The sequence below is a fragment of the Paracoccus sp. FO-3 genome (assembly GCF_006386455.1).
GTDB lineage: Bacteria > Pseudomonadota > Alphaproteobacteria > Rhodobacterales > Rhodobacteraceae > Paracoccus > Paracoccus versutus.
The window spans coordinates 1-24,001 of the sequence record NZ_VCBQ01000012.1 but is presented as its reverse complement, the minus strand read 5'-3'; the positions used below and the strand labels follow the sequence as shown (position 1 = coordinate 24,001).

Below are 24,001 nucleotides of genomic sequence, written 5' to 3'. Positions count from 1 at the left end.
CCGGGGCGCGCAAAGTCGGCAAGCGCCAGGCCGATGCCGAACGGCAGGGTCGGAAGCATACGGCTTGGGCGTCACCCGTGGCACAGCGTCCGGGTATCTCTTTCATGAGATCCCGTCGTGCCCTCTGGGCCCTCACGTTGCCGCCAGGTGACGCATGCCCTTTCGGGCGCTCGGAGGGCATGGGCCATGGGCACACCGGTCCTGGCCTTGGCCTGCCAACGAGAATGTTCCCAGCGTTCATCTGCGCCAGCTGGTCGCGCAGGGCGAGCAGCCTCGCGCATGCGACGCACCGCTGGCCGCGAGGCGAACTTGCAGGCCTCCGCGGCGTCGACTGTGGTTGCCATTCGCATCGGCTGCGGCGTCCATCTGCGTGAGGTGATAGAAACCCGGCGTATTGCCGGCATCGGCCGTATTCTCGAAAGAGCTGAGCATTTTCGCGCTATCTGCGGCGATCCCTGCGGATGCGTTGCCGCTAAGGAAAACTGCGCTTGGAAAGTTCTTTGAGCCGATATTACCCTGTTTGGCCGTATTCTCTCAGAAGCGCACCGCCTTGCCGACATCCTGGCCGTTGAACCGGGCCAGCCCGCAAATGAACCCGCCATTGGCATCGCCCGCTTCTGCCGGCCGGCACATGAGTTTTGCCGCCCCGACAACATATCGCCTTCCTGATAGCGGATGCCGCGCCGGTTCACCGCAAGAACCGAATCGTTCTCGACCCCGGCGGCATAGGATCGGCGTGTGTCCCCCGAAGCCCGATCTTGCAGGACAAACAGCCGCGCAGCGCGGGAATCAAGGCTAAGCTGCAGGTCTGTCGCCCGGCAAAGACCTGCAATACCGCGGTCGGCCGGGGTTCCGGTTCTTCCGCAAGCATAGCCCTCGAACGGGTTCGGATCATCGAGCAGGGCACGGCCCTGCAAAGCTCCAGGTGGTGCAGTAGCGCCGTCGGCAATTCTGACGGCCCAATCGATATATTTTCCGGTCCAGCAGCGCCGCTCGATCCCCGGCTTCTCGATGGGACGTTGCAAGCTTGGTTAAAAGTAACTTCCCATATACCCCGACTGCCGACCCGCCCTATTCCACCGTCACCGATTTCGCCAGGTTGCGGGGCTGATCTACGTCGGTGCCCTTCGCCACCGCGGTATGATAGGCCAGATATTGCATCGGCACCGCGTAAAGGATGGGCTGGAACAGCCCACCGCCCGCGGGCATCGCCAGCCCGGCCCGCATGCCATGGCCGCCGGTCTCCAGCCCCTCGGCATCCGAGATCAGCAGCACTTGCCCGTGGCGCGCCATCACCTCCTGCATGTTCGAGACGGTCTTTTCGAACAGGGCGTCGCGCGGCGCCAGCACCACCACCGGCACGTTGCGGTCGATCAGCGCGATCGGCCCGTGCTTCAACTCGCCCGAGGCATAGCCCTCGGCATGGATATAGCTGAGCTCCTTGAGCTTCAGCGCCCCCTCCAGCGCCACCGGGTAAAGCGCGCCGCGGCCCAGATACAGCACATCCTGCGCCTCGCTGAGCCAGCCGGCCAGGCGTCGGCATTCGTCGCTGACCGCCAGCGCCTGGTTCAGCAGCCCCGGTAGCGCGCGCAGGTCCGCCAGATGCGCGGCCAGCTCGGCCTCCGAGATGCGGCCGCGATCCCGCGCCGCCTTCAAGGCCAGCACCGCCAGCACCGCAAGCTGGCAGGTGAAGGCCTTGGACGAGGCGACGCCGACCTCGATCCCGGCCAGCGTCGGCAGGGCGATGTCGGCATCGCGCGCGATGGCCGAGGTGCCCACGTTCACCACCCCCACCGTGCGCGCCACCTTGTCGCGGGCGTAATGCAGTGCGGCCAGGGTGTCCGCCGTCTCGCCCGACTGGCTGACGAAGAGCGCCCAGCTTTTCGGCGAAAGCGGCGGCTCGCGATAGCGGAACTCGGAGGCCACGTCGAGGTCGCAGGGCAGGCCGGCCAGCCCCTCGAACCAGTAGCGGGCGACATGGGCGGCATAGAAGGCGGTGCCGCAGCCGACCAGCACCAGCCGGTCCACGTCGCGGAAATCCAGCGCCTCGGGCAGCACGATCCGGTCGCCCTTGATGTAGTGGTTCAGCGCGTCGCCCAGCACCACCGGCTGCTCGGCGATCTCCTTGGCCATGAAATGCCGGTAGCCGGCCTTGTCGATCTGGGTCGCGCCCACGTCGATCTGCTGGATCTCGCGACTGGCGGGGCGGCCTTCGGCGTCGAAGATCTCGGCCCCCGCGCGGCGGATGATGGCGTGGTCGCCGTCTTCCAGATAGGTGATGCGGTCGGTGAAGGGCGCCAGCGCCACCGCGTCCGAGCCAAGGAACATCTCGCCCGTGCCATGGCCCACGGCCAGCGGGCTGCCCTTGCGGGCGGCGATCATCAGGTCGGGCTCGCCCTCGAACAGGAAGGCCAGCGCAAAGGCGCCGTGCAGGCGCGCCAGCGTGGCCCGCGCCGCCTCGACGGGCGCAAGGCCCTGGTCCATGTGCCAGGCGGTCAGCAGCGCCACGGTCTCGGTATCGGTCTGCGATTCCGGCTGCATCCCCAGCCGCGTGACCTCGTCGCGCAGCTCGCGGAAGTTCTCGATGATGCCGTTATGGACCACGGCGACCGGGCCGCGGCGATGGGGATGGGCGTTGGCCTCGGTCGCGGCGCCATGGGTGGCCCAGCGGGTATGGCCGATGCCGGCATGCCCGGTCAGCGGCTCATGCACCAGCCGGTCGGACAGGTTCACCAGCTTGCCCACGGCGCGGCGGCGGTCCAGCCGCCCCGAGGCGTCCACGGTCGCCACGCCGGCGCTGTCATAGCCGCGGTATTCCAGCCGTTTCAGCGCCTCGACCAGTTGCGGCGAAACCTCGTGATCGCCCAGGATTCCGATGATGCCGCACATGTCAGTTCCCCTTTTTCTGGCGCAAGGCCTGCATCAGCCGCGTGGCGAGGCCCGGCTTCACCACCTGCTTGGCGCGTCCCAGCGCCAGCGCGTCGTCCGGCACGTCCTGGGTGATGACCGAGCCCGAGCCGGTCATCGCCCGCGCCCCCACCCGGACCGGCGCCACCAGCATGGTGTCCGAGCCGATGAAGGCATGGGCGCCGATCTCGGTCCGATGCTTGCCGACGCCGTCGTAATTGCAGGTCACGGTGCCGGCGCCGATATTCGTCGCCTCGCCGACATGGGCATCGCCCAGATAGGTCAGGTGGCCGACCTTGACGCCTTCGTCCAGCACTGAATTCTTGATCTCGACGAAATTGCCGACATGCACGTCGCCGCCCAGTTCCGCGCCGGGGCGCAGCCGGGCAAAGGGGCCGACCGTGGCGCCGGCGCTGACATGGCAGCCCTCCAGGTGGCAGAAGGGCAGGATCTCGGCGCCGCTTTCCACGGTCACGCCGGGGCCGAAAACCACGTTCTGCCCGATCACCGCGTCGCGGCCGATGCAGGTGTCCAGCGCGAACCAGACCGTCGCGGGGTCGCTCAGCGTCACGCCGTCCTCCAGCGCCTGGGCGCGGGCGCGTGCCTGGAAGGCGGCCTCGGCCTGCGCCAGTTCGGCGCGGGTGTTGATGCCCAGCGTCTCGGCTTCGTCGCAGGTCACGACCTCGACCCGGTGGCCGGCGGCGCGGGCCAGTCCGGGGATGTCGGTCAGGTAATATTCGCCCGCCGCATTGCGGTTGCCGATCCGGGGCAGGAATTCGCGCAGCAAGGCCGCATCCGCCGCCAGCACGCCGGAATTGACCAGGCGGATCGCCCGCGTCGCCTCGTCGGCATCCTTGTATTCGACGATCCGCTCCAGCCCCTCGGGGCCGGTGACGAGGCGGCCGTAGCGGCCGGGGTCGGCAGCCTCGAAGCCCAGCACCACCACATCGGCGGGATGGGCGGCAAGGCTTGCCAGCGTTTCCTGCCCGATGAAGGGGGTGTCGCCGTAAAGCACGATCACCCGGCCCGCGAAACCCTCCAGCGCCGGCAGGGCCTGGCTGACGGCATGGGCGGTGCCCAGCTGTTCCTGCTGCAGGGCGATCTGCGCCTCGGGGTCGAGCTTGGCCACGGCCTTGGCCACCGCCTCGGCGCCATGGCCGGCGACGACGACCGCCGCCTCGGGTTCCAGCGTCCGGCCGGCGGCAAGCGCATGGGCGACCAGCGGCAGGCCGCCCAGCCGGTGCAGCACCTTGGGCAGGTCCGACTGCATGCGGCTGCCCTGTCCGGCGGCCAGCACGATCAGCGCGACGGGTTTATCGGTCATCTCTGCCCTCTTGCCTGTTCCTTATCCTTGCCGGGCGTTCTACCTAGAGGGCGGCAGCCGGGAAAGACCCCGGCAGATCAAACATCTTGACGGAAGGTTACAGCATGGCGGGAACGGTGGTCTTCGATCTGGACGGCACGCTGGCCGATACCTCGGGCGACCTGATCGCGGCGGCCAATGCCTGCTTTGCGGCGCGCGGCCTGGGCGCGCTGCTGGACCCGGTCGAGGATGCGCTGATCGCCTTTCACGGCGGCCGGGCCATGCTGCGCGCCGGCTATGGCCGCCTGCCCGGCGACAGGCTGCTGCCGCCCGGCGCCGAGGACGAGGATTATCCGCGCCTGTTGGCCCATTACGGCGAGGCGATCGCCGTCCATACCCGGCTTTACCCCGGCGCCGAGGCTGCGCTGGACCGGCTGGCCGCGGCGGGCCACCGCCTTGCGGTCTGCACCAATAAGCCCGAGGCCCTGGCCGAGACATTGCTGCGCGAACTGGGCATCCGCGACCGCTTTGCCGCGATGATCGGCGCCGACACGCTGCCGGTGCGCAAGCCCGACCCGCGACCCTATGCCGCAGCGGTCGAGGCCGCGGGCGGCATGGTGGCGCAATCCTTCCTGGTCGGCGACACCGAAACCGACCGCAGGACCGCCGCCGCCGCCGGCGTGCGGGTGGCCCTGGTCGCCTTTGGCCCCGAGGGCGAGGCGCTGCGCCGGCTGGCGCCCGAGGCGATGCTGGCGCATTTCGACGACCTGCCGGGGCTGGCCGCCGATTGGCTGGGCTGAGCCGGGATCGAAGGGGGCCGCAAAGACCCCCCGGTCCAGGGCCCTATTCCGCCTCGTCGGCGGATTTGGCGTTGAGCTGGCCGTAGTTCTGCGCGCCGATCTCTTCGTAGAGGCCCAGCTGGGTTTCGAGGAAGTCGATATGCCCCTCTTCGTCGGTCAGCAGCGAATCGAACAGGTTCTTGCTGACGTAATCCCCGACCTTGTCGCAATATTCCCGCGCCTCGATGTAAAGCGTGCGGGCGTCGTATTCGGCCGCCAGGTCGGATTCCAGCGTTTCCTTGAGGTTCTGGCCGATCCGCAGGGGATCCAGCTTTTGCAGGTTGGGATGGCCTTCCAGGAAGATGATTCGCTGGATCAGGCGGTCCGCATGATGCATTTCCTCGATGGATTCGCCGCGGGACTTGTCGGCGATCTTGCCGTAACCCCAGTCCTCTTGCAGGCGATAATGCAACCAGTACTGGCTGACCGCGGTGAGTTCAGACCGTAGCGCTGCGTTGAGATACTCGATGACCTTTGCGTCGCCCTTCATGGCTTACCCCTGTGCGGTTGGCTTTCAGCCCCCGCAGGATCGGGGGCACAGCCAGATTATCGCATCCGCGCATGGTGTCCAGAAACAATGGCATACAGCCCCCGCAATCGGCCCGCTTGCCGAGTGCGTGGTAGATCTTGCCAGGGGTGATGATCGTCTCGGGGTCGGCGGCACGCATCCAGTCAATCGCGGCCTTGATGTCGTGGTCGGAAATCTGGGTGCAGTGGCAGACGATCATTTACTCACCTCGGTTGGCCAAAACTTACTCATTCCCTCGGATAAGTAAAGCCCGAGTTTTTCACTTTGTGATGACCGCCTGCCTTGACGCCCCTCGGCGGCCCGGACAGAACCTAAGCCCATGAAGCTGGACGATTTCGACTTTCACCTGCCCGAAGGGCTGATCGCGACCCGCCCGGCGCGGCCGCGCACCGCCGCGCGGCTGCTGCTGGCCCTGGGCGATTCGATTCGCGACCTGCACGTGCGCGACCTTGCCGACCTGCTGGGGCCGGGCGACCTGCTGGTGCTGAACGACACCAAGGTCATCCCGGCGCGGCTGACCGGAACCCGCGCGCGCCCGACCCCGCAGGGCGAGGCGGTGGCGAAGGTCGAGGTCACGCTGCTGGAGCCCGCGGCCGATGGCTGGAAGGCGCTGGCCAAGCCGCTGCGCAAGCTGAAGCCCGGCGAGGTGATCCGCTTTGGCGAGGCGCTGTCGGCCGAGGTGGCGGGGATTTCCGAAGGCGAGCTGACCCTGCGCTTCGACGCGACGGGCGCGGCGTTCGACGCCGCGCTGGCCCAGGTCGGCGCCATGCCGCTGCCGCCCTATATCGCCGCGCTGCGCGCCCCGGACGATGCCGACCGTCAGGATTACCAGACCGTCTGGGCGCGGCGCTCGGGCGCCGTTGCCGCGCCGACCGCCAGCCTGCATTTCGACGACGCCCTGCTCGGTCAGCTGGCGGCGCGCGGCGTGCGCTTCGCCCATGTCACCCTGCATGTCGGCGCCGGCACCTTCCTGCCGGTCAAGGTCGAGGACGTGACGACGCACAAGATGCACGGCGAATGGGGCGAGGTCACGCCCGAGGCGGCCGCCGCGATCAACGCCACCCGCGCCCAGGGCGGGCGGGTGATCCCGGTCGGCACCACGGCGCTGCGGCTGATCGAATCGGCCGCCGACCAGGACGGAATCGTGCATCCGTTCCAGGGCGTTACCGAAATCTTCATCTATCCCGGCTATCGCTTTCGCGTGACGGATGCGCTGATAACCAATTTCCACTTGCCGAAATCGACGCTGCTGATGCTGGTCAGCGCCCTGATGGGCCAGGACCGCATCCGCGGCATCTATCATCACGCGGTGGAATCGGGCTATCGCTTCTTCAGCTATGGCGACGCCTCCCTGCTGATTCCGAAGGATCCGTGATGCTGACCGTCCTGCGCACCACCTGGCCGCTGCTTCTGGGCATCCTGCTCTTGATGGTCGGGAACGGGATGCAGGGCACGCTGCTGGGCATCCGCGGCAAGATCGAGAACATCTCGACCACCCAGATGTCGGTGGTGATGGCCGCCTATTTCGGCGGCTTCCTGCTGGGTTCGCGCGTGGTGCCGGAACTGATCCGCAAGGTCGGCCATGTCCGGGTCTTCGCCGCGCTCGGCTCGCTGATCTCGTCGGTGCTGATCCTCTATGCGGCGGCGCCGCACTGGATCGCCTGGGCGCTGATGCGGCTGCTGATCGGCTTCTGCTTCTCGGGGGTCTACATCACCGCGGAAAGCTGGCTGAACGCCGGCACCACCAACGAGAACCGCGGCCAGGCCATGTCGGCCTATATGATCATGCAGATGCTGGGCATCATCACGGCGCAGTTCCTGATGAACACGGCCGACCCGGCGGGCTACCTGCTGTTCGTGATCCCCTCGGTGCTGGTCAGCTTCTCCTTCCTGCCGATCCTGCTTTCGACCCAGCCCGCGCCGCAATTCTCGACGCTGAAGCGGATGAGCTTCGGCAGCCTGTTCCGCGCCTCGCCGCTGGGCTGCATCGGCATCTTCCTGATGGGCGGGGTGTTCTCGGCGCTGTTCGGCATGGCCTCGGTCTGGGGCTCGACCAAGGGGCTCTCGGTGCGCGAGATCTCGGCCTTCGTGGCGGCGATCTATGCCGGCGGGCTCTTGCTGCAATATCCGATCGGCTGGCTTTCGGACCACGGCGACCGGCGCTTCATCGTGCTGGGCCTGTCGGTGCTGGGCGCGGTGGTCAGCCTGGCCACGGTGACGCTGCAACCGGGGATCTGGGGCCTGCTGCTGGCCGCGGCGCTGATCGGCGGCGTGGCCAATCCGGTCTATTCGCTGCTTCTGGCCTATACCAACGACTTCCTGGACCAAAGCGACATGGCCGCCGCATCGGCGGGCCTGCTGTTCATCAACGGCGTCGGCGCCATGGCCGGGCCGCTGATCACCGGCTGGCTGATGTCTCTGCTAGGCCCGGACGGGTTCTGGGTCTATATCGGCCTGCTCCTGGCGATGCTGGCCTTCTATGCCGGCTGGCGCCGCACCCGCCGCCCGACCCCGGTCCTGGACCAGAGCTTCGCCGTCATCGCCCCCTCGGCCACCCCCGTCGCGGTCGAGGCGGCGCTGGAAACCGCCAGTTCCGACGACGGCGACAAACCCGCCTGAACGGCTTGCGACCCGCCCCCGGCTCTGCGACCATCGGTCAAAACGGAGGGCAAGGCCATGACCGACACCGCGACACCCGAGGAGATCAACCGCTTCTGGCTCGAGGAGGTCGGCGAGAAGGGCTGGTATGAGCGCTCGGACGCGCTGGACGAAACCGTCCGCCGGCGCTTCCGGCCGGCCTGGGAACGCGCCGCCGACCTGGTGCCCGGCTGGGCCGCCACGCCCGAGGGGATGCTGGCCGGGCTGATCCTGACCGACCAGTTCCCCCGCAACATGTTCCGCGAGGACGCCCGCGCCTTCGCCACCGATCCCCTGGCCCGCAGCCTGGCCCGCGAGGCGGTCGACAGCGGCCTGCACCTGCGCATCGAACCGCCTGCCCGGCAGTTCGTCTACCTGCCTTTCGAACATTCCGAGGATCCGGCGGACCAGGAGCGCGCGGTGGCCCTGTTCGCCGAGTTCATGCCGGGCGAGAACCTGCGCCATGCCGAGCTGCACCGCGACACCATCGCGAAATTCGGCCGCTTCCCCTGGCGCAACGCGGCGCTGAATCGCGTGCCCACGCCGGCGGAAATCCGCGTCATGGAGGCCGGCGGCTATGGCGCGCTGGTCGCGGGCAAGCTGTCGCTTGCTGACGTCTGAAAATTGGTTTAACGCTGAACTATCTTTTCTGAGAGGGGGATTCCCATGGCGCAAAGCTTCGACATGGTGGTGATCGGTTCCGGCCCTGGCGGCTATGTCTGCGCCATCCGCGGCGCGCAGCTGGGCCTCAAGGTGGCCTGTATCGAGCGCGAGCATCTGGGCGGCATCTGCCTGAACTGGGGCTGCATCCCGACCAAGGCGCTGCTGCGCTCGGCCGAGGTCTTTCACCTCATGCACCGCGCCAAGGAATTCGGCCTTTCCGCCGACAAGATCGGCTATGACCTCAGTGCCGTGGTGCAACGCTCGCGCGGCGTGGCCAAGCAGCTCGCCGGCGGCGTCGGCCACTTGCTGAAAAAGAACAAGGTCACCGTCATCATGGGCGAGGCCAGCCTGATCGCCCCCGGCAAGATCAGCGTCAAGACCGACAAGGGCGCCGAGGAAGTGACCGCGAAATCCATCGTGCTGGCCACGGGCGCCCGCGCCCGCGAACTGCCGGGGCTGGAACCCGACGGCGACCTGGTCTGGAACTACAAGCACGCCCTGCAGCCGCCGCGGATGCCGAAAAAGCTGCTGGTGATCGGCTCGGGCGCCATCGGCATCGAATTCGCCAGCTTCTTCAACACGCTGGGGGCCGACACTACCGTGGTCGAGGTCATGGACCGCGTGCTGCCGGTCGAGGATGCGGAAATCTCGGCCCTGGCGAAGAAGCAATTCGTCAAGCAGGGCATGAAGATCCTGGAAAAGGCGGCAGTCAAGAAGCTGGACCGCGCAAAGGGCAAGGTCACCGCCCATATCGAGACCGGCGGCAAGACCGAGACGCATGAATTCGACACGGTGATCTCGGCCGTCGGCATCGTCGGCAACGTGGAAAACCTCGGCCTTGAAAAACTGGGCGCCAAGATCGACCGCACCCATGTCGTCACCGACGAATATTGCCGCACCGGCGTGGACGGGCTCTATGCCATCGGCGACGTCGCCGGCGCGCCCTGGCTCGCCCACAAGGCCAGCCATGAAGGCGTCATGGTCGCGGAACTGATCGCCGGCCAGCACCCGCATCCGATCAAGCCGAACTCGATCCCCGGCTGCACCTATTGCAACCCGCAGGTGGCCTCGGTCGGCCTGACCGAGGAAAAGGCCAAGGCCGCGGGCCATGAGGTCAAGGTCGGCCGCTTCCCCTTCATCGGCAATGGCAAGGCCATCGCTCTGGGCGAGCCCGAGGGCCTGATCAAGACCGTCTTCGACGCCAAGACCGGCGAGTTGCTGGGTGCCCACATGGTCGGCGCGGAAGTGACCGAGCTGATCCAGGGCTATGTCGTCGGCCGCACGCTGGAAACCACCGAGGCCGAGCTGATGGAGACGGTCTTCCCGCACCCGACGCTGTCCGAGATGCTGCACGAGGCCACGCTCTCGGCCTATGGCCGCGCCATCCACTTCTGAAACGGCAAGGGGGCCTCACGGCCCCTGCTTCTTTCGTGCCCAAATATCCCACGGGGGTCCGGGGGTGTGAAACCCCCGGCGCGACGATCACGCCGGCAGCGGCATCCGCGCCTCGATCATCCCGGCATACCAGCTCGACCCGGCCGGGATCGCATTGTCGTCGAAATCATAGGCCGGGTGATGCACCATCGCCGTGTCGCCGTTGCCGACGAAGATATAGGCGCCGGGGCGTTCGTTCAGCATGTAGCTGAAATCCTCGCCGGCCATCAGCGGCTCCATTTCCATGTCCACCGCGCCCGCCACCTGCCGTGCGACCTCGGCCGCGAAACCTGTCGCTTCGGGATGGTTCATCGTCACCGGATAGCCGCGCTCATAGGTGACCTCGGCCATGGCGCCGAAGGCGGCGGCGGTATGGGTGGCGACGCGCCTGATGCCCTCCTCCAGCTGGTCGCGCACCTCTGGCGCCAGGCTGCGGGCGGTTCCCTTCAGCTTCACCACCTGCGGGATGACGTTATGCGCGGTCGAATCGCTCTGCACCACGCAGACCGAGACGACGCCGCTTTTCAGCGGATCGACATTGCGCGCGACGACGGATTGCAGCGAGACGATGACCTGCGCCGCGACCAGCATGGTGTCGACCGCCTCATGCGGCTTGGCGGCATGGCCGCCCTTGCCGGTGATGACGATGTCGAACTGGTCGGCGGCCGCCATCATCGCGCCCTCGCGGATGGCGAAGCTGCCCACCGGATAGCCGGGCATGTTGTGCATGCCGTAGAATTCCTGAATGCCCCAGCGCTCGACCAGCCCGTCCCGGACCATGGCGAGGCCGCCCGCGCCCCCCTCTTCGGCGGGCTGGAAGATCACCACGGCGGTGCCGTCGAAATTGCGCGTCTCGGCCAGGTATTTCGCCGCGCCCAGCAGCATGGCGGTATGGCCGTCATGGCCGCAGGCATGCATGACCCCCGGCGTCTTCGAGGCGTATTCCGCCCCGGTCTGCTCGTTGATCGGCAGCGCGTCCATGTCGGCCCGCAGCCCGATCACCCGGCCGCTGGCATTGCTGCGGCCCCGGATGACGCCGACCACGCCGGTGCGGCCGACGCCCTCGGCGACCTCATCCAGGCCGAAGCTGCGCAGCAGCTCGGCCACGCGGCCGGCGGTGCGGTGGACCTGGTAGTCGAGTTCGGGGTTCTGGTGAAAGTCGCGGCGCCAGGCGGTGATCTCGGGCAGCAATTCGGCAAAGCGGTTCTTGACGGGCATGGACGATCTCCTTCGGCCCGCAGGTTACGCCTTTCGCCAAGCGCCGCAAGGCCGTGCGGGCGCCCGCGCCCCGCGCGCGCCGGGGAGGAAACGAAAAAACCCCGGCACCTGCCGGGGTTTTCGCCATGACGGCCATATCCGGGGGGTGCCGGCCGGAGAGCCGGCCGCCCCGTTCAGAACTTCGCCCGCAGCGTCAGCTCGGCGCTGCGTTCGTCGCCATAGACCACGGTGTCGTAGAAGCCGGTCGTGGCATAGTATTTCTCGTTGAGGATGTTGTTCACGCTGAGCGTCAGCTCGGTCTTGTCCGTCACCTGGTAAGAGGCGTTCAGGTCGAAGACGGCATAGGAGCCCTGATGCACGTTGACGTTGACATCCGTGTCGAAATCCATGCTGTCGGTGCCGCTTTGCCAGCGCATCGCCCCGCCCACCGTCAGCTTGTCGTCGAACATGCCCGCCAGCCGATAGTCGGTCGCCAGCTTCAGCGTATGCTTGGGCTGGTCGGCGGCGAAGCGGTTGCCGTCCTTGTCCTTCGAGGTGCGGAAGGTGTAGCCGGCCGAGACGTTCCAGCGGTCGTTGATCGCCCCCGCCGCCTCAAGCTCGAAGCCGCGGGTGGTGGTGCCGTCGATGCTTTCGTAGATGTCGCGCAACCGGGTCTCGTCATAGCCCACCCAGTTCGCCACGTCCTTCTGGTCGGTCTTGAAGATCGCCGCCGAGGCATACATCGCCCCGCCCATCAGGTCGGCCTTGACGCCCAGTTCGTAGTTCCAGCCATAGGTCGGGTCGAGGTAGTCGCCGTTGATGTCCTGGGCGATCTGCGGCTTGTAGATGCTGGTGACGCTGCCGTAGGCGGTATAGGTCGGGTTCAGGTCGTAGGTGAAGCCGAGATAGGGCGTGATCTCGCCGCTATAGCTGTATTCATGTGTCGGGCTGCCCAGCGAGCCCTCGGTGCCCTTCCACCAGTTGGCGCGGGCGCCGGCGATGACCGAGAACGGCTCGGCGACCTGGATCTTGGTGGTGGCATAGAGCCCGTATTGGCGCTGCTTGCTGGTCCAGCTGCTGGTCACCTCGTCCGAGAAGCCGGGGCGGGGATAGCTTCCGTCCCAGTCGAAGACATTGCCGACCGGAGCCAGCGTGTCCAGATCGACCGCGTGGCCGTAGTAGTTGCTCTTGAAATCCGAAGCCATGGCCCCGACGACGAACTGGTGGTCGCGACCGAAGGCCTGGAAGTCGCCGTTCAGCACCGCGTTCAGCGACGAGACCTTGGTGGTGCCATTGTATTTCGCCGCCCAGGGGCTGAGGCCAAGGCCGGTTTCCCGGTCGGGCGCGCCGGTGATCCAGGCCAGCTCCATGTCCGCCTCGCTGCGGATATGGGTGGCGACCACGCGCGCTGTCCAGCCGTTCTGGAATTCGTGCTCGAGCGAGGCGAAGGCCTCGGTCCGCTCGGTATCGACATAGGTCCAGTCCGCGCCCAGGGTCGATCCCCAGTCCCAGTCGATCAGCCCGCCATCGGCATAATAGGGCGGCAGGCCGCCCCAGGTCACGTTGTCGGCCTTGGACTTCTGATAGGTAAGGCCGGTGCTCAGCAGCGTGCTTTCGCCCAGGTCCACGTCCAGCGCGCCGAACAGGACATATTTGTCCTTGTGATAGCCGTCCAGCATGCCGTCGCGGCTGTCCACGACGCTGACCAGCCGGCCGCGCACGCTGCCGGTGTCGTTCAGCGGCCCCGACACGTCGGATTCGGCGCGCGCGCCCTTGGGATAGGCCAGCGAGACGGCGGCCTGGTTCTGGAACTCCTCGGTCGGGCGCTTGCGGATGAAGTTGATCGAGGCGCCCGGCTCGCCCGCGCCCTGCATCAGCCCGGTGGCGCCGCGCACGATTTCGACATGGTCGTAAAGCGCCATGTCGGTGTTGTTGTCGCCAAAGGTCCAGGCGCCGTTGCGCGGTGCGGGCACGCCGTCATATTGGTAGGCGTCGATGTAGAAGCCGCGCGAATAGTAGTTGATGCGGTCGCTTTCGAACGCCTGCACGGTGATGCCGGTCGCCGCGTCCATCGTCTCGGCGACGGTGGTGATGTTGCGGTCCTTCATCTGCGCGTCGGTGATGACGCTGGTGGATTGCGGCGTCTCCTTCTGGCTCAGCACCAGGCCGGTGGCCGAGCGCATCCATTCCGTGGTCCAGCTTTCGGTGCCCTCGGTCTGGGTGCCGGGGGCGGCGGTGATCGTCACCTCGTCCAGGGTGACGGTGCCGGCGGTGCCTTCCTCGGTCTCCTGCGCCATGGCCGGGCTGGCCAGAAGCGCCAGGATGCCGGCGGAAAGCGCCGTCGTCAGCCGCGCATGCGCGGCGAAGGGGATCAGGGGTCGATGTGTCATGGCAAGCCATCCGATAGGGTTCGGGTGCTGACTGGCGCATGGCTGGCTGATATGCCCGCTATTCCCGCCGCGAGGGCCGGCGATCAAGCAGAGTCGGCGGCCGGCAAGGGCTTGTGCCGGCTTGTGACAATCCCGCAACAGGGCGTTCAACCAGACGTTGCCGGCCCGGCCGGCACCAGATGGCTCCATCTCGCGATGGACCGGGGGCGGCGGCAGGTGCCCGACGGGATGGATCGGCGAGGGGATGGGCCGCGATCAGCCGCCGGCTATGGGGGTGCTGCGGGTTCTTGAAGACCTGCCGGCGGCTGCCGGTCTTGACGAAGCGGCCCAGATGCGCGGTGGACCCTGTCGGCGACGGGTTGCGCGAGGTTATGGGCCCGCGGATCCGGGGGCGTTCAACGGCGCGGTCGCAGGAGTATTTGGGGAACAGAGAAGCACCCGCCTGGCGCCTGGGAACGGGTATTTGGGAAACGGTGGAAGCCGTCAGAACGCGCGCGCGAGCGTCGGCAGTTCCGAGCGCGGCAGGATCAGCAGCATCGGGCCCTCGCATTCCAGCGTGACCGGGCCCGTGGCCTCGTTCGAGGTGCCGCTGAGGCCGGTGGGGGCGAAGGCGAGCCCGTCGAGGGGCCATTTGAGCCCGGAGGAGCGGCCGCTGGCCGGGGCCATCGCGAAGAGCGAGACCCGCGTGCCGGGCGCGAGGTCCAGCGCGAGGCGCGGGGGCGCGAGCGTGATCACGTCCTCGCCGGCGACCAGCAGGCAGGGCGGGCCGATGCGGCGGGCGATGACGCCGAGGGCCGACAGGAAATGGTCGTGGCGCGCGCCGGAGAAGCCGAGCGCGACGACGAAGGGCGCGTCGAGGTTGGACAGGCATTTCTCGAAATCGGTGCTGTCCTGTTCGGCGATGGGGTGCTGGTTCGCCAGGGGGATCTCGGACCGGGCGCGGGCCGAGATGCTGTCGAAATCGCCCCAGACCGCCGCCGGCATCAGCCCGTGACTGAGCGCGGTATCGGCGCCGCTGTCGGCGGCGGCCACCACCGGCGCGAGCCGCAGCGCCAGGTCGAGGTCGGCGCGGCCGACCGGCGCCCCGCCGATCAGCGTGACCGGGCGGGCGCTGCTGAGCCTCATTCGCCCTTGCCGATGCCGGTGAAGACCTTGCGGAAGGGCAGGGCCCAGAGGATGCCCAGGGCGACATAGACCGCAAGCTCGACCAGGATCGGCTGGCGGCCCCAGGTCCGGTCCATCCAGTTCACCAGGCTGACCGCCACCACGATATAGAGCGGCAGCCCGACCAGCAGGATCACCAGCGACCAGCGTTTGCGCGTCTTGAGGTCCATGTCCTGTCCGGGTCAGTCCGCGAAGGGGTCGGTCACGAGGATGGTATCGTCGCGCTCGGGCGAGGTCGAGAGCAGCGCGACGGGGCACTGGATCAGCTCTTCGATGCGGCGGACGTATTTGATCGCATTGGCGGGCAGGTCGGCCCAGCTGCGCGCGCCCTGGGTCGATTCCTGCCAGCCCTCCATCTCCTCGTAGACGGGGGTCGCCCTGGCCTGCAGCGAGGCGGCGGTGGGCAGGTGGTCGTAATGCTGGCCGTCCACCTGATAGCCGGTGCAGATCTTGAGCGTCTGGAACCCGTCCAGCACGTCGAGCTTGGTCAGCGCGATGCCGTCCACGCCGGAAATGGCGCAGGTCTGGCGCACCAGCACCGCGTCGAACCAGCCGCAGCGGCGCTTGCGCCCGGTGACGGTGCCGAATTCATGGCCACGCTCGCCCAGGCGCTGGCCGTCGGCATCGTCGAGCTCGGTCGGGAACGGGCCTTCGCCGACGCGGGTGGTATAGGCCTTGACGATGCCCAGCACGAAGCCAATCGCCGAGGGGCCGAGCCCGGTGCCGCTGGCCGCCATGCCCGACATGGTGGTCGAGCTGGTCACATAGGGGTAGGTGCCGAAGTCGATGTCCAGAAGGCTGCCCTGCGCGCCCTCGAACAGGATGCGCTTGCCGGCCTTGCGGTAGTCGTTCATCACCTTCCACACCGGCTGGGCGTATTGCAGCAGCTTCGGCGCGATCTCCAGCAGCTTTGCGCGCAGTTCCGCCCGGTCGATGGGCGCGGCGTCCAGGCCCTGGCGCAGCGCGTCGTGATGGGCCAGCAGGCGGTCGAGGCGCGAATCCAGCGTCTCTTCGTCGCCCAGGTCGGCGACGCGGATGGTGCGGCGGCCGACCTTGTCCTCATAGGCCGGGCCGATGCCGCGGCCGGTGGTGCCGATCTTGCTGGCGCCCGCGGCCTCTTCGCGCAGCTTGTCGAGATCCTGGTGCAGCGGCAGGATCAGCGGCGTATTCTCGGCGATCATCAGGTTGGCGGGCGAGATCTCGACCCCCTGCGCGGCGAGCTTGTCGATTTCCGAAAACAGCGCCCAGGGGTCCAGCACCACGCCATTGCCGATGACCGCCATCTTGCCCTTGCGCACGATGCCCGAGGGCAGGAGCGACAGCTTGAAGACCTGGTTGCCGATGACCAGCGTGTGGCCGGCGTTGTGGCCGCCCTGGAAGCGCGCGATCACATCAGCGCGTTCCGACAGCCAGTCGACGATCTTGCCCTTGCCTTCGTCGCCCCATTGCGCGCCGACGACCACCACATTGGCCATTGTGCTTACCCCTTGCGGTCATGAATGCCGCGAACCGTATAATGGCCGAAGCCCTTGGGGGAAAGCGCATTCCGTTCGGCCGACGGATTCCGCCGGGCTGCGGTGGGCCGGGCGCAAGCCTTGCGCCGGGCGGCGCCGGCCATGCCGGGCCGACCGCCTTTGCGTCGCGTGGCCGGCCACGCCCATGCTGCAATGCAGCGTTGCAAAAGATGCCATGGCGGGCTGGGCGAAACCGCCCTAGATTGGACGGCAGGGGAGGAAACCATTCGCCAATACCGAAAGGGTTTCCCATGGCTATCATTGCAAGCAATCGTCCTCGGATCAGTCTCGCGGCGCTGTATTCCGGCTTTCGCGACTGGCTGGCGCGCGGGACCGAGGCCTATATCCGCCAGCAGTCGCGCCGCGCCGAGATCGAGGTTCTGAAGGCGAAATCCGACGCCGAACTGGCCAAGATGGGCCTGACCCGCGACCGGATCGTGCAATACGTCTTCAGCGACCGCATCTGGTTCTGACCGGCGCGGGCGCGACGAGGCGCCCGGCGGATTGATCCCTTCGATTCGCCCTGCTGGCGGAATTACCCCTCGCGCCAGCAGGGTTGCAGGTCGCCCGGCCGCGGGCTTGCCGCATGGACGCCGCGCGCGATGGCGCGGGCCAGCGTGCAGGCGGCGGCATGGCCCAGCAGGAACGGCGTCAGCGCCGGATCGGGCAGGGGCCTGGCCCCCGTCGAGACGGCAAAGACCAGGTCGCCGTCGAAGGGCGTGTGGCTGGGCACGATGGCGCGGGCCATGCCGTCCTGCGCCGCCGTCGCCAGCCGGGTCAGCCCGGCTTTGTCGAGCGCCGCATCGGTGGCGACGATGGCGATGGTCGTGGCCTCGCCCAGCCGTTTCGCCGGGCTTGGCTCATGGCCGGCCGGGTAGGGGCCGGCTAGGCCCAGCCCGCCGAATTCGTCCCCCAGCTCCCAGGGTGCGGCCCAGAACTGCCGGGTCTCGCCCGCCGTCACCGATCCCAGCGCGTTCACCACCACCAGCGCGCCGACGGTGATGCCGCCCTCCAGCACTGCCGAGGCCGAGCCGAGCCCGCCCTTCCAGCGATGCGTCATCGCGCCGGTGCCCGCGCCCTCGCTGCCCAGGGCGAAATCGGCCCCGGCGGCCTCCAGCGCCGCACGGCCCAGTCCGGGATAGGGGTTGGCGCCCCAATCCTTGTCGCCGCCGTTCAGCAGGTCGAAGACGATGGCGCCGGGCACGATGGGCACCCGCACCGGCCCGATCTCGAAGCCGCGGCCCATGGCGCGCAACCCGTCCGAGACGCCGTCGCAGGCGGCCAGGCCAAAGGCCGAGCCGCCCGACAGCACCAGCGCGTCCACCCCCTGCACCAGCTTGTCGGGGGCCAGCAACTCGGTCTCGCGCGTGCCGGGGGCGCCGCCCATGACGTTGAAGCCGCAGGCGAAGGGCGCCTCGCCAAGCAGCACCGTCGCACCCGAGCGCAGGGCGTCGTCGCGGGCATTGCCGACCCGCAGGCCGGCGACATCGGTGATCAGGTTTCGCGGTCCGGGTCGCATCGGGGTCTCCTGCGAGGGGGATCGACCTGCAATCTGCACGACGCGCGCCCCCGGCCGCAACCCGCGCCCGCATTCCGGCGTTGCACGGTTGAACCGCCGCGCCTACCTAATGCGGCAGGACATGCGAAAGGACTGCACCATGAGCGCCCCCATCCACAGGATCTTCGGCCGGCCGCTGGATGCCGAGATGCCGAAAGGCTATGACCAGGCGATCTTCGGCATGGGCTGTTACTGGGGCGTCGAGCGGCTGTTCTGGCAGCAGGAGGGTGTCTGGCTGACCGAGGTCGGCTTTACCGGCGGCACGGCCGAGAACCCGAGCTACAAGCAGGTCTGCGCCGGCGGCACCGGCCATGCCGAGGTGGTGCGCGTGGTCTATGACAGCTCGCGCGTCAGCTATGAGCGGCTGTTGCAGATCTTCTGGGAAAACCACGACCCGACCCAGGGCAACCGCCAGGGCAACGACGTGGGTTCGCAATACCGCTCGCTCGTCATGGTGTTCAACGACAGCCAGAAGGCGGCGGCGGAACTGTCCAAGGCCGATTACGGCAACCGGCTGGCGGTGCAGGGCTATCCCGACATCACCACGCAGATCATCCCCGCCGGTCCCTTCTGGCGGGCCGAGGACGACCACCAGCAATATCTGGACCGTTATCCGAATGGCTATTGCGGCTTGCGCGGCACGGGTGTCAAAGCCCCGCTGACCGATACAGCCGAGGGATATTGAATGGCGACCTGGACCGCGCTGACCCACACCAAAGGCCGCGAGGCGGCCGAGGCGCTTGCCGAGGCGGGCGAGGATCTGACCCCCGAGCCCGTCGGCAGCGGCGTCTTCGAGATCGAGGATGGCTCGGATCGCTGGGAGGTGGGGCTTTACTTCACCGAGGCCCCGGACGAGGTGGGGCTGGCGCTGCTGGCCGCCGCCTGGGACGCGCCGCCCTTCGCGGTCTCGGAACTGCCCGAGGTGGACTGGGTCGCCCATGTCCGGCGCGAACTCACGCCGGTCGAGGCCGGGCGCTTCTTCGTCCATGGCGGCCATGATGCCGACAAGGTGCCCGAGGGCGCCGAGGCGCTGCTGATCGAGGCGGCCATGGCCTTCGGCACCGGCCATCACGCCACGACCAAGGGCTGCCTGCTGGCGCTGGACCGCATGATCGCAGAGGGCGCCGCGCCGCGGCGCATCGTCGATGTCGGCTGCGGCACGGCGGTCCTGGCCATGGCGGCGGCGCGGGCGTTCCCGGTGATCGTGCTGGCCGGCGACATCGACCCGCAGGCGGTGGACGTGGCCCGCGCCAATGTCATCGCCAACGGGCTGGACGGGCGCGTCGAATGCGTCGAGGCGGTGGGCTTCGACCATCCGCTGATCGAGAATGCGGCGCCTTTCGACCTGGTCTTTGCCAATATCCTGAAGCAGCCGCTGATCGATCTGGTGCCGGACATGGCGCGCCATGTCGCGCCGGGCGGCAGGGCGATCCTGTCGGGCATCCTCGCCACCCAGGCGGATGAGGTGATCGCGGCCTATGCGGCGGGCGGGTTGGCGCTGGAGCGGCGCGACGACCTGGGCGAATGGTCCACCCTGGTCGTCCGGCGCGGCTGATCGCCGCAAGCGCCCCGCCGAAAATACTGAAGGCGGCCTTGCGGGGCCGCCTGTTCGTCTTGCCCATCCGGGCCGGGAAAGGGTCTGCGGGCTTGCCGCAGCCGTTTTCGCGTCTTCAACCGCTGCTTAGCGGGCGCGCGCAATCCGTTCGATATCGCCGCGGCACAGACCGATATCGTCCAGCTCGCGATCCGAAAGACGGCTCAGCGCGTTCCGGGTCACCCGCGCATCGTTCCAGGCCGACAGCGTCGCCCAGATTTTCGAGCCAATACCGATAGAGCCCGCCCCGCCATGGATGCGGTTCGTGTCAATCGCCGACATAGTTTTTCACCTTGAGATCATTGCCCGCTCATCGGGCGCTTCGTTGATGCATCAGCATATAGGCCGGGCAGTTTGCGAAAACCACGGACAAACCGGCATCTCTGCCATGCAGCTTGTGCATAAGAGACCGGAATTCCTGACTTTTTGCGGCAAGGGCCTGGAAATCATGCTGCGGTGCAATATTCTCCCGCGCGGAGCCGGTTTCCAGCGGGAAGATTGCGCGTTTCAGACCGGATCGTTCAGCGCCAGTCGCCCAGGGCCGCCTGCCAAAGCGCCAGTGACGCGACGGCAGCCGTATCGGCGCGCAGGATTCGCGGGCCCAGGGCGACGGGCGTGACGCAATCCATCGCCGAAAGCCGCCTGCGCTCCGATTCGGACCAGCCGCCCTCGGGGCCGATGAGAATCGCCCAGGGGCCGCGCGGCAGGCCGGACAGCACCTGCGCCGGCCCTGCCAGCGCCTCGTCCGCCCACAGGATGCGCCGCCCGGCGTCCCAGCCGTCCAGCAGCCGCGACAGCGGCACCAGGTCGCAGACCTCGGGGACATAGGTGCCGCCGCATTGCTCGGCCGCCTCGACGGCATGGGCTTGCAGGCGGTCCTGGCGAATGCGCTCGGAATTGGTATGGTCGGTCTGGACGGGCAGGATGCGGGCGGCGCCCATCTCGGCCGCCTTTTCCACGATGAAATCGGTGCGCGCCTTCTTGATCGGGGCAAAGACCAGCCACAGGTCGGGCGGGTTCAGCTGCGGCGCGGTTTGCCGCAGCGCCTCCAGCGCGCCGCCGCGCTTGGCGATGCGTTCGATCCGCGCCAGCCATTCGCCGTCGCGGCCGTTGAAGACCAGGATCTCGTCCCCCGCGGCCTGCCGCATGACCGAGGAAAGGTAATGCGCCTGGTCGGGATTCAGCTCGACGCCTTGTCCCTCGGCCAGCGGGTGATCTATGAACAGTCTGATTTTCGCCATGATGGGGCGCAGCCTAATGCAGACCGACCGTCAGACGCCAGAGGGGCAGACGCCAGAGGGCCCAAGCACCGTCGCCGACGCGCCGCCCGACAATTGGGTGGACCGCCATGCGCCGCTGGACTGGAGGCCGTGGCTGCGCCTGTCGCGCGCCGACCGGCCGATCGGCACCTGGCTTTTGCTGCTGCCCTGCTGGTGGGGCATCGGGCTGGCGATGATCGCCGACGGGCCGGAATGGCGCGACCTGTGGATCGCCGTGGCCTGCGGCGTGGGCGCGGTGCTGATGCGCGGCGCCGGCTGCACCTGGAACGACATCACCGACCGCGACATCGACGACAAGGTGGCGCGCACGCGCTCGCGCCCGATCCCCTCGGGGCAGGTGACGGTCCGCGGGGCGCTGGTCTGGCTGGTGGCGCAGTCGCTGGCCGGCCTTGCCATCCTGCTGACGCTGGGGGGTGCGGCCATCGCGCTGGGCGTGGCCTCGCTGGCGCTGGTGGCGGTCTATCCCTTTGCCAAGCGCTTCACCTGGTGGCCGCAGGTCTTCCTGGGCCTGGCCTTCAACTGGGGCGTGCTGCTGGCCTGGGCGGCGCATACCGGCAACCTGGCCCCGGCGCCGGTGCTGGCCTATCTGTCGGGCATCGCCTGGACGATCTTCTACGACACCATCTATGCCCACCAGGATGCCGAGGACGACGCGCTGATCGGCGTCAAGTCCACCGCCCGGCTGTTCGGCGCCGACACGCCGCGCTGGCTGGCGGGCTTCGGCACCGCCTCGGTGCTGCTTCTGGGGCTGGCGGTGATGGCGGCCGCGCCCCAGGGGCTGGGCCTGACCTTCGGCCTGCTGGGCGTGGTCGGTTTCGCTGCGCATCTGGCCTGGCAGCTGTGGCGCTTCGACATGACCGACAGCGCCGGCTGCCTGCGGCTGTTTCGCAGCAACCGCGACGCCGGGCTGGTGGTTGCGCTGTTTCTTGCCTTGGCGGGGCTGGTCTGATTGCGAAAACCCGGCGCAGGGTTTACATGCGGCGGGTCGGTAACAGTCCCAAGGTTCCCCGGATGGCTCATCCCCAGCGGCAAGCGCGTCGTGGCCCTGTTCTTGTCGCCAGCCTGATCGCCCTTGCGGCGGCCGCCGGCCTGTCGTTCCTGGGCGCCCGCGCGGCCGCGGATTTCATCCAGACCCGCTCGGCCCAGGATCTGCGCGCCGCCCTGGCCGATTACGAATGGGTAGAGGTCAGCACCGACGGCCTGCAGGTGCGGCTGGAGGGCATCGCGCCCGACGAGGTGCAGCGTTTTCGCGCCCGCGCGCGCGCCGAAACCGTGGTCGATGCCGGCCGGGTGATCGACCGGATGCAGGTCGCCGCCGCCGCCGAACTGGCCACCCCCGCCTTCGAGATCGAGCTTTTGCGCAACGACCGGGGCGTTTCGATCATCGGCCTGGTCCCGGCGACGCTGGACCGCGCCGCGCTGGTCGAGCGGCTGAAGCGCCAGACCGGCGTAGCCCAGGTCTCGGACCTGATGGAAAGCGCCGACTACCCGGTTCCCGAGGCTTGGGAGGATGCCTTTGCCCTCGGCCTCAGGGCCGCGCAGCTGGCCAAGCGGGCCAAGATCTCGATCGCGGCCGGGGCGGTCTCGGTCCGCGCCATCGCCGACAGCCCGCGCGAGAAACGCGACCTGGAGATGGCGCTGAACCGCGCCAGGCCGGCCTCGGTGACGCTGACCGCCGACATCACCGCGCCGCGGCCGGTGATCGCGCCCTTTACCCTGCGCTTCGTCAAGGACGGGGCGGGCGCCCGCTTCGACGCCTGCGCCGCCGACACCGAAAGCGCGCGCGACCGCATCCTGGAGGCCGGGCGCGCTGCCGGCGTGCCGGACGCGGCGCCTTGCACGCTGGGCCTGGGCGCGCCCTCTCCGCGCTGGGCCGATGCCGCCGTCCCTGCCATCCGCGCCGTCGAGGCGCTGGGGGCGGGCTCGGTCACGATCTCGGATACCGATGTGGCGCTGCTTGCCCCCCCCGAGGTCGCGGCGGCAGCCTTCGACGAGACGGTGGGCCGGCTTGAGGCGGCGCTGCCCCCGGCCTTCACGCTGGCCGCCCGGCACGAAAAGCCCGGCGAGGTCCAGGCGGGACCGGCCGAGTTCTCGGCCATGGTCGATGCAGGCGGCGTCAGCCTGCGCGGCCGCATCACCGACGAGCGGATGCGCGACGCGGTGGAAAGCCTGGCGCGGGCGCGTTTCGGCCAGGTGGACAGCGCGCTGCGCAGCGATGCCTCGGTCCCCGAGGGCTGGACGCTGCGCGCCATCGCCGCGCTCGAGGCGCTGGACGGGCTGGTGCGCGGCGAGGCCAGGGTGACGCCCGAGCTGGTGCGCATCAGCGGTGTCTCGGGCAGCCAGACCGCCTCGGACATGGCGGCGGCGCGGCTGGCGCAGCGGCTGGGTGCGGGCGCGCGCTATGAGCTGGCGATCCGCTACGACCGGCGCATGGACCCGCTCCTGGGCCTGCCCTCGGGCGTCGAATGCGTCGACCGGCTGAACGCGGCGATGCAGCAATCCGAGATCGGCTTCGAGCCGAACAAATCCGTCATCGCCGGCGATCCGGGACCGACCCTGGCGCTTCTGGCCGAGACGATGAAGCTTTGCGCGGATTTCCGCATCGAGATCGGCGGCCATACCGACTCGCAGGGGTCCGAGGGTTTCAACGCCGAATTGTCGCGCGCCCGCTCGCAGGCGGTGCTGGCGGCGATGACCGAGGCCGGGATGGACACCCGCAACATGACCGCCAAGGGCTATGGCGAAAGCCGGCCCATCGCCGATAACGACAGCGATGCCGGGCGCGAGGCGAACCGGCGCATCGAATTCATGCTGCTGGCCGACGATCCGGTCGTGACCGAGGCGCCGGCCCCCGCCGAACTGGTCAAGGGCGTGACCGACAGTCCCGAAAGGGTGGCGGCGCGGGCCGCGCAAGCCGCGCGCCATGCCGCGACCGCCGCCATCGGCCCGGCGCTGGGCGTGCCCACCGACCCCGAGGCGGCGCTGTTCGCCG

At 68.5% G+C, this 24,001-nt stretch carries 23 protein-coding genes; 11 read left to right on the top strand and 12 right to left on the bottom strand.

Annotated features, from left to right (window positions below; genetic code table 11):
- Positions 1-279 precede the first annotated feature (279 nt).
- Positions 280-504 (top strand): hypothetical protein, encoded by a 225-nt coding sequence (locus FE811_RS05080; protein WP_139293894.1) that lies wholly within the window; start codon positions 280-282, stop codon positions 502-504.
- A 567-nt stretch (positions 505-1,071) separates the two neighbouring features.
- Here FE811_RS05080 and glmS read toward each other — a convergent pair.
- Positions 1,072-2,889 carry a glutamine--fructose-6-phosphate transaminase (isomerizing) gene (glmS, locus tag FE811_RS05075; RefSeq protein WP_116222989.1) on the bottom strand — a complete coding sequence of 606 codons (1,818 nt, stop codon included), beginning with the start codon at positions 2,887-2,889 and terminating at the stop codon, positions 1,072-1,074.
- Between the two features lies 1 nt (position 2,890).
- Positions 2,891-4,231: a bifunctional UDP-N-acetylglucosamine diphosphorylase/glucosamine-1-phosphate N-acetyltransferase GlmU gene (gene glmU, locus FE811_RS05070; protein ID WP_116222988.1), complete on the bottom strand. Its 1,341-nt coding sequence runs from the start codon at positions 4,229-4,231 to the stop codon at positions 2,891-2,893.
- Between the two features lie 104 nt (positions 4,232-4,335).
- Between glmU and FE811_RS05065 the strand changes: the two genes are divergently transcribed.
- Positions 4,336-5,010, top strand: a complete 675-nt coding sequence (locus FE811_RS05065; RefSeq protein WP_114535148.1) for an HAD-IA family hydrolase — start codon at positions 4,336-4,338, stop codon at positions 5,008-5,010.
- A 43-nt stretch (positions 5,011-5,053) separates the two neighbouring features.
- Here the strand turns inward: FE811_RS05065 and bfr are convergent, their stop codons facing one another.
- Complete coding sequence (gene bfr, locus FE811_RS05060) at positions 5,054-5,539, bottom strand: bacterioferritin (protein WP_036750146.1); 486 nt, start codon at positions 5,537-5,539, stop codon at positions 5,054-5,056.
- Positions 5,487-5,777 (bottom strand): bacterioferritin-associated ferredoxin, encoded by a 291-nt coding sequence (locus FE811_RS05055; RefSeq protein ID WP_072461009.1) that lies wholly within the window; start codon positions 5,775-5,777, stop codon positions 5,487-5,489. Before FE811_RS05055 ends, bfr begins: the two co-directional genes overlap by 53 nt.
- A 120-nt stretch (positions 5,778-5,897) precedes the next feature.
- On the opposite strand from FE811_RS05055, the gene queA reads away from it, so the two are divergent.
- From queA to lpdA, 4 genes are read left to right on the top strand one after another with little or no spacing between them, the layout of a single operon-like run.
- A complete protein-coding gene (queA, locus tag FE811_RS05050; protein WP_116222986.1) occupies positions 5,898-6,953 on the top strand; it encodes a tRNA preQ1(34) S-adenosylmethionine ribosyltransferase-isomerase QueA in 1,056 nt (351 codons plus the stop codon).
- Positions 6,953-8,197: an MFS transporter gene (locus FE811_RS05045; RefSeq protein ID WP_072461007.1), complete on the top strand. Its 1,245-nt coding sequence runs from the start codon at positions 6,953-6,955 to the stop codon at positions 8,195-8,197. The genes queA and FE811_RS05045 overlap by 1 nt, the downstream gene beginning before the upstream one ends.
- Positions 8,198-8,254: 57 nt before the next feature.
- A complete protein-coding gene (locus tag FE811_RS05040) occupies positions 8,255-8,836 on the top strand; it encodes a DUF924 family protein (protein ID WP_116222985.1) in 582 nt (193 codons plus the stop codon).
- 45 nt (positions 8,837-8,881) lie between these two features.
- Positions 8,882-10,273: a dihydrolipoyl dehydrogenase gene (gene lpdA / locus FE811_RS05035; RefSeq protein ID WP_116222984.1), complete on the top strand. Its 1,392-nt coding sequence runs from the start codon at positions 8,882-8,884 to the stop codon at positions 10,271-10,273.
- Between the two features lie 87 nt (positions 10,274-10,360).
- Here lpdA and FE811_RS05030 read toward each other — a convergent pair whose 3' ends face one another.
- The 5 genes from FE811_RS05030 to FE811_RS05010 all read right to left on the bottom strand — a co-directional run bounded on the left by FE811_RS05030 (position 10,361) and on the right by FE811_RS05010 (position 16,538).
- The gene (locus tag FE811_RS05030; protein WP_036750131.1) at positions 10,361-11,530 is read right to left on the bottom strand and encodes a M20 aminoacylase family protein; all 1,170 of its coding nucleotides are present in this window, start codon (positions 11,528-11,530) and stop codon (positions 10,361-10,363) included.
- A 173-nt stretch (positions 11,531-11,703) separates the two neighbouring features.
- Complete coding sequence (locus FE811_RS05025) at positions 11,704-13,899, bottom strand: TonB-dependent siderophore receptor (RefSeq protein ID WP_116222983.1); 2,196 nt, start codon at positions 13,897-13,899, stop codon at positions 11,704-11,706.
- A gap of 483 nt (positions 13,900-14,382) precedes the next feature.
- Positions 14,383-15,024, bottom strand: coding sequence for a thiamine diphosphokinase (locus FE811_RS05020; RefSeq protein ID WP_116222982.1), 642 nt, complete (start codon positions 15,022-15,024; stop codon positions 14,383-14,385).
- Positions 15,021-15,233, bottom strand: coding sequence for a DUF2842 domain-containing protein (locus tag FE811_RS05015; RefSeq protein ID WP_011746949.1), 213 nt, complete (start codon positions 15,231-15,233; stop codon positions 15,021-15,023). The genes FE811_RS05020 and FE811_RS05015 overlap by 4 nt, the downstream gene beginning before the upstream one ends.
- Positions 15,234-15,245: 12 nt before the next feature.
- A complete protein-coding gene (locus FE811_RS05010; RefSeq protein WP_036750121.1) occupies positions 15,246-16,538 on the bottom strand; it encodes an adenylosuccinate synthase in 1,293 nt (430 codons plus the stop codon).
- Between the two features lie 290 nt (positions 16,539-16,828).
- On the opposite strand from FE811_RS05010, the gene FE811_RS05005 reads away from it, so the two are divergent.
- Positions 16,829-17,050 (top strand): hypothetical protein, encoded by a 222-nt coding sequence (locus FE811_RS05005; protein WP_114535154.1) that lies wholly within the window; start codon positions 16,829-16,831, stop codon positions 17,048-17,050.
- Positions 17,051-17,112: 62 nt separating this feature from the next.
- Here the strand turns inward: FE811_RS05005 and FE811_RS05000 are convergent, their stop codons facing one another.
- Complete coding sequence (locus FE811_RS05000) at positions 17,113-18,096, bottom strand: P1 family peptidase (RefSeq protein WP_116222981.1); 984 nt, start codon at positions 18,094-18,096, stop codon at positions 17,113-17,115.
- Between the two features lie 139 nt (positions 18,097-18,235).
- Between FE811_RS05000 and msrA the strand changes: the two genes are divergently transcribed.
- Both msrA and FE811_RS04990 read left to right on the top strand, forming a co-directional pair.
- Positions 18,236-18,820, top strand: a complete 585-nt coding sequence (gene msrA, locus FE811_RS04995) for a peptide-methionine (S)-S-oxide reductase MsrA (RefSeq protein WP_116223279.1) — start codon at positions 18,236-18,238, stop codon at positions 18,818-18,820.
- Positions 18,821-19,690 carry a 50S ribosomal protein L11 methyltransferase gene (locus FE811_RS04990; protein ID WP_116222980.1) on the top strand — a complete coding sequence of 290 codons (870 nt, stop codon included), beginning with the start codon at positions 18,821-18,823 and terminating at the stop codon, positions 19,688-19,690.
- A gap of 126 nt (positions 19,691-19,816) precedes the next feature.
- Here FE811_RS04990 and FE811_RS04985 read toward each other — a convergent pair whose 3' ends face one another.
- Together FE811_RS04985 and FE811_RS04980 are read right to left on the bottom strand one after the other, a co-directional pair.
- Positions 19,817-20,011, bottom strand: coding sequence for a DUF1127 domain-containing protein (locus FE811_RS04985; RefSeq protein ID WP_036750106.1), 195 nt, complete (start codon positions 20,009-20,011; stop codon positions 19,817-19,819).
- A 239-nt stretch (positions 20,012-20,250) separates the two neighbouring features.
- The gene (locus FE811_RS04980; RefSeq protein ID WP_116222979.1) at positions 20,251-20,970 is read right to left on the bottom strand and encodes a 16S rRNA (uracil(1498)-N(3))-methyltransferase; all 720 of its coding nucleotides are present in this window, start codon (positions 20,968-20,970) and stop codon (positions 20,251-20,253) included.
- 16 nt (positions 20,971-20,986) lie between these two features.
- Between FE811_RS04980 and ubiA the strand changes: the two genes are divergently transcribed.
- Together ubiA and FE811_RS04970 are read left to right on the top strand one after the other, a co-directional pair.
- The gene (gene ubiA / locus FE811_RS04975; protein ID WP_116222978.1) at positions 20,987-21,958 is read left to right on the top strand and encodes a 4-hydroxybenzoate octaprenyltransferase; all 972 of its coding nucleotides are present in this window, start codon (positions 20,987-20,989) and stop codon (positions 21,956-21,958) included.
- 62 nt (positions 21,959-22,020) lie between these two features.
- Positions 22,021-24,001: OmpA family protein (locus FE811_RS04970; RefSeq protein ID WP_255469659.1), on the top strand; the 1,981-nt coding region annotated here is incomplete at its 3' end.